Origin of the sequence: Mycobacterium sp., from assembly GCF_025933915.1 — a bacterium.
GTDB lineage: Bacteria > Actinomycetota > Actinomycetes > Mycobacteriales > Mycobacteriaceae > Mycobacterium.
Map to the genome: position 1 here is coordinate 1 of NZ_JAICZA010000236.1, position 5,263 is coordinate 5,263.

The following is a 5,263-nucleotide window of genomic DNA, read 5'->3' on the forward strand; positions in this document are numbered from 1 at the left end:
GGCGTTTCCGCGGCACCGCGCATGCCAGTATTCCAGATCGATGGACCGAAGCAGGTTAACCCCGGCGAGCCGATCTCCCTGACTCTGTCGATTCGAGGCGCGAGCGACGTCGCCGCCTTTGAGACCAGTATCCTGTTTGACCCTTCGGCGGCGGAGTTCGACGGTCTAGAAACGTCGACCAATTCCGTGCATTCGCTCGGTCGCGACGTGGGGCAACTCGCCGCTGTCGAAACGCCGTATGGCGCGGCGGTCGGGATTTATTCGTGCACGGTCTCCAACTGTCTTGACAACAAAAGCCCGCGTCATAGCCGCGGTGCCGGCGGGAGCGTTCGCCTCGGCACGGTCACACTTATCGGCAATAAGACCGGCACGCTCGCGATCACGTTTGACGCGGTCAAGGTTGTCGACGCCGCCGGCAATCCGATCCCTGTTGGCGTGCCGAGCTCAGCTATCACAGTGCAGGTCGGATCGGGCGGTTCAATCTCGCAGACTCCCAGTTCAGCTGTCAGTGGTCCGTTCTTTGCCTCACCGCCCGGTCGGTGGAAGCTGCCGAGCACCGGCAAGGGGAAGGCTGGTCCGTTCTCGACGACCGGTTCCGGTACAGTCACCCATGCTGATGTGATGGAAGTCGCGATGGCTTGGGAAAACCTCCGCGCGCGCGGAAACCCATGTGGTCCCGGCATCGATCCCCGTTTGGACGTCAACCATGACGGCTGCATCGATGTGGCCGATGTACAGATGGTCGCCGCGAACTACGGCCCGACCAACAGCAGCATTAATTCGTCGGCGACGGGCGTGAACTCGGCAGCCACTACTCAAGCCACCTCGTCGACCTTTGTTGTCAACTCGACCGGCGACGAGGATGATATCAATAAGGGCAACAACGTATGCATGACGTCGGTCGGCACATGCACGCTCCGAGCGGCGATCGCGGAGGCCAACAATACACCGGGGCCGAACACGATCAACTTCAACATCCCTGGTGGCGGCGTGCAGACTATCCACCTGAACTCGCAGTTGCCCACACTCTGGGATACGACCGGGCCCACAACCATCGATGGCTATACCCAGCCTGGTGCGTCACCCAATACCGATCCGTTGGCCGACAATGCCGCGATCATGGTACAGGTCGAAGGCGGAGGCTACGATCAATATGATGCCTCCGCGATCACCTCGGCCGGCAACGTGATTCGGGGACTCGCATTCTACGCGTTTCACCGCACTCTTTGGATCTATGGCAAGGGCGCCAGTGGCAACGTCATCGTTGGAGACTTCATCGGCACCGACGCTACCGGGACGGCCCACGCGACTGCTATCGGCGATGCGGAAGCCCACGGGATCAAGATCGAACAGGGTGCGTCACGCACCATCGTGGGCCGACCGAATTTGGCTGACCGCAATGTCATTTCTGGCAACGCCCGCAGCGGTATCGGGATCTGGCATAACAGCAGCAACAGCGAGGTAGTTCAGAACAACATCATTGGTCTCAGCCCGGACGGCACTCGACGTCTCGCCAACTGGCTACACGGGGTCGACATGAACTACGGTACCGAAGGTGACCTCATCGGCGGCACCGGGCAATACCAGCACAACGTCGCATCTGGAAACAACTTCAACGGTATCGACGTTTCGCATGGCGCAACCACAGAGCTCAATAAGATCGTGGGCAACTTCATTGGTACCAACCTGAGTGGTACGAGTTCGCCCGACTACACCTATAACCTGCGTTACGGCATTCGGGTGAAGGACGGCGTATCCTACAACACCATCACCGACAATGTCATAGGCGGCATGAACAACCACGTCACCGATGGTGGCGGCAACGTTGGCATCGTGGTGCTCGACAGCACCACCAGTCACAATACGTTCCAACGCAATCGGATCGGCGTGTCACTCGACGGCACTGCGATGCCGAACGGCACGGGCATGCAGGTCTACGGCACGAATAACACGTTTGGGCCGGACAACGTCATCGCCAACAACGCCGGCCCGGGCATCGAAATAGAGACTGGAGCCTCCGGCAATACGATCACCCAGAACTCGATCTTCGGCAATGCCGGACCAGGTATCAAGCTGGACAGCGGCGCCAACAACGGCATCAGTGTCCCGACGATCTCGAGCGCGACGCTCTCCTCGGTCTCCGGCTCGGCCTGCGCAAGCTGCACGATCGAAGTATTCATCGCCGACGGCGGAATCGGAGCGGCTGGTGAAGGCAAAACGCTTGTCGGCAGCGGGTCGGCGAACGCGAGCGGTGCGTTCGCGATCGTGGTCACTGGAGTTAACTCCGGCGATGAGATCACCGCAACCGCCACTGACGGGAGCGGCAATACTTCGCAGTTCGCGGCCAACGTTTCTGCGGGAGGCGGTACACCGCCACCGGCGATAGCGCTACCAGGACGGCTCGAGGCGGAGAACTACCGCGACGGCGGCGAGGGTGTCGGTTACCACGACACGACCCTCGGAAACACCGGGGGCGCTTACCGTCAGGACGATGTTGACATTCAAACATGCACCGACTCGACCACAACCTCCGGCTCGACTTGCTACAACGTTGGCTGGACCGCGGCCGGTGAATGGCTTGCCTATGACGTGAATGTTAGCAACGACGGAAGCTACACCTTCGCCATCCGCGTTGCCTCACCCAACATCGGCAAGAGCTTGCACTTGGAACTGGACGGAACCAATATTAGCGGCTCGATCGCCGTGCCGAATACCGGTGGCTGGCAGGCGTGGCAAACGATAACCACTGCCCCGATCAGCCTGCCAGCGGGAAATCATACCTTCGAGATCGTGGACAACACCAACGGCTTCAATCTGAACTATGTCGAGGTGGCGGCCGCACCGTAGATGCCGCTGACCTGCCTCATGGCGACGCATGCAGCCGAAGACGCGCATCCAGGTGCGAAGAGGAGTGCGGTCGCGTCTGGGGACGGATCCTCGTACACCGAACGAACGCCGATGGACTGAACTCCAACGTCAGATCAACGGATCTGATCGCCTCACCGGCGGTCAAGTTCGAGCCCCTACTCTAGAGAGCGAACTGAACGCGGCGACAGTCGGGAGGTGGATGTGAGTCTATCCAACGATAGCTGGCGACTCGCGTTTGAGTTCGATATCGCAAATCCTCACGGAAACCATGCCGGGGTACTACCGGTCTAGCCAGCGACGTTCACAGAGTGTCGGATAGCGGCGGAAGCACCGGCTTACCGGGCCGGGCAGGATGGAGATGACGGAGATGACCAGGCTGTATGTCACCGGCGGACAGCAGCGCAACGCACGATCCCTGCTTGAAGGGGAAGCATTCTGGTACAAGTACCAAAAGGGCTTGGTCGTAGAGGTCGACACCGTTGGCGGGCAGGTCGAGCGACGCGTCGACTACGTCTCGCCTCCAAATGTCTGTGCCGATGAGGATCCAGCCATCCTGTTCAAATGCGGTACGCTAGACGGCGACAGGCTATACGTGAGCACCCAGACCGAGGCGATGGTCTACACGCTGCCCGATTTCACGCTCGCGACCTACGTGTCCCTCCCGTGTTTCAATGATGTTCACCACGTCCGACCATCGCGCGACGGTCATCTGTTGGTCGCGAACTCAGGGCTCGATATGGTTCTCGAGTTGACATTGGATGGTGAGATTCTGCGTATCTGGAACACGCTCTGTGAGGATTCCTGGGAGCGCTTCGACAGGCAGATCGACTACCGTCGCGTGACGAGCCTGAAGCCTCACCGGTCTCACCCAAACCACGTCTTCTACGTCGGCGACGATCTCTGGGTGACGCGCTTTGAGCAGCGCGATGCGCTCTGCCTCACCGATCCGAGCAAGCGCATCGATATCGGCCTCGAGCGGGTACATGACGGACATCTCTACAACGGTTACATCTACTTCACGACAGTCAACGGTTACATCGCGATCGCGAACGCGGAGACCTTGCGGGTCGAAGAGTTGATCGACCTGAATGCGATCGCGCCACCCGATGCACTCCTTGGATGGTGTCGCGGTCTCTTCGTCGAAAACGGAAGCGTGTGGCTCGGATTCTCCCGACTGCGGCTCACCAAAGTTCGCCAGAACGTATCGTGGGTGCGTAAGGGGTTCCGGCGAGATCTGCCAACGCGCGTGGCCCGCTACGATCTCGCTCGCCGAATCTTCGTGGCGGAGATCGATCTGCAAGCGCACGGTCTGGATGCCATTTTCAGCATTTTGCCGGTGCCGGATCCCATCAGAACGGCGGCGCCGCAGTTGATAATGGCATCGAAAGATCCCAGGAAATGAAGCGGTCAGTACCATATACGGTGCGAACGACTGATCAGCGACGATAATGCCGTTGCTTCGACAGGTCGGTACGGAACTTGAGGAGTCGAATACGGCGCCCCGTAACACGACTCTTCACGTACTCAGTCCTCCCCATGCTCTCACAACACGCTCGGACTACGATAGATAGCGGCCTTTCCAAAGTTTGTCTTTCACAACCCATCGCACTGGCGCCGAGAGGCGCTGCAAGCCTTGGCCAAGGAACCTGCCTTCAAAGCGGTCGGTCAGTGTCCAGGCAAGCCGGTCGAGCTGATAGACGACGTACGTTGGCTGTCGAATCCCGCCGTATCGCCGGGCGACCTCCGCAACTTCCGCTCGCCGCGCCCGGCCACCTGATCGCGTCTTGATTTCCGGTCCAATGCGCCAGCGCGCCAGTTCGACCGGAAGGTAGTACGGCTCGGCTGATTCGGTCGCCCGGATCAGCCATTCCCAGTCCATCGCGTAGTGGTAACGGGCGTCGAGTGGGCCGGTGCTTTCCCACAGTGATCGACGCCAAAACGCCGCCGGTTGCAGGATGGAGTTGAACGTCAAGTAACGTTGGCGGTCAAATGGCTCTATCCAGACGCATCGGCCAGTCTTTTGCCCATCCAGGTCGATGTACCATCCATCTCCGTATACCAATTTACATGCTGGATTCCGCGCGAAGTGCGCAGCGATCCGCTGCAGGGCGCCTGGCTCATAGACGTCATCCGAGTTAAGCCAGGCGAAGATTTGACCTGTGGCATACGCGAATCCCTTGTTGATCGCATGCGACTGGCCCCGGTCCGGCTCGCTGACCCAGTATTCCAGCCAGGGTTCGTACCGGCGGAGGACCTCAACACTCTGGTCGCTACTCCCACCATCGATGACGACATACTCGAGATTCGGATAGCCCTGGAGCAGGACCGACCGGATCGTCTCTTCGAGAAACGATGCCTGATTGTAGGAGGGGGTCACGATGCTGACCAGCGGCCA

3 protein-coding genes are annotated in these 5,263 nt (G+C 59.8%); 2 read left to right on the forward strand and 1 reads right to left on the reverse strand.

The window, feature by feature from the left end; translation table 11 throughout:
* The first annotated feature begins 21 nt into the window (after positions 1 to 21).
* Together Q0W90_RS22985 and Q0W90_RS22990 are read left to right on the forward strand one after the other, a co-directional pair.
* Positions 22 to 2,847 (forward strand): carbohydrate-binding protein, encoded by a 2,826-nt coding sequence (locus Q0W90_RS22985; RefSeq protein ID WP_297776832.1) that lies wholly within the window; start codon positions 22 to 24, stop codon positions 2,845 to 2,847.
* A 379-nt stretch (positions 2,848 to 3,226) separates the two neighbouring features.
* On the forward strand, positions 3,227 to 4,270 hold the full coding sequence (locus Q0W90_RS22990) for a hypothetical protein (RefSeq protein WP_297776835.1): 1,044 nt from the start codon (positions 3,227 to 3,229) through the stop codon (positions 4,268 to 4,270).
* A gap of 156 nt (positions 4,271 to 4,426) precedes the next feature.
* Here the strand turns inward: Q0W90_RS22990 and Q0W90_RS22995 are convergent.
* The coding region (locus Q0W90_RS22995; RefSeq protein WP_297776838.1) for a glycosyltransferase family 2 protein at positions 4,427 to 5,263 on the reverse strand (837 nt) is incomplete at its 5' end.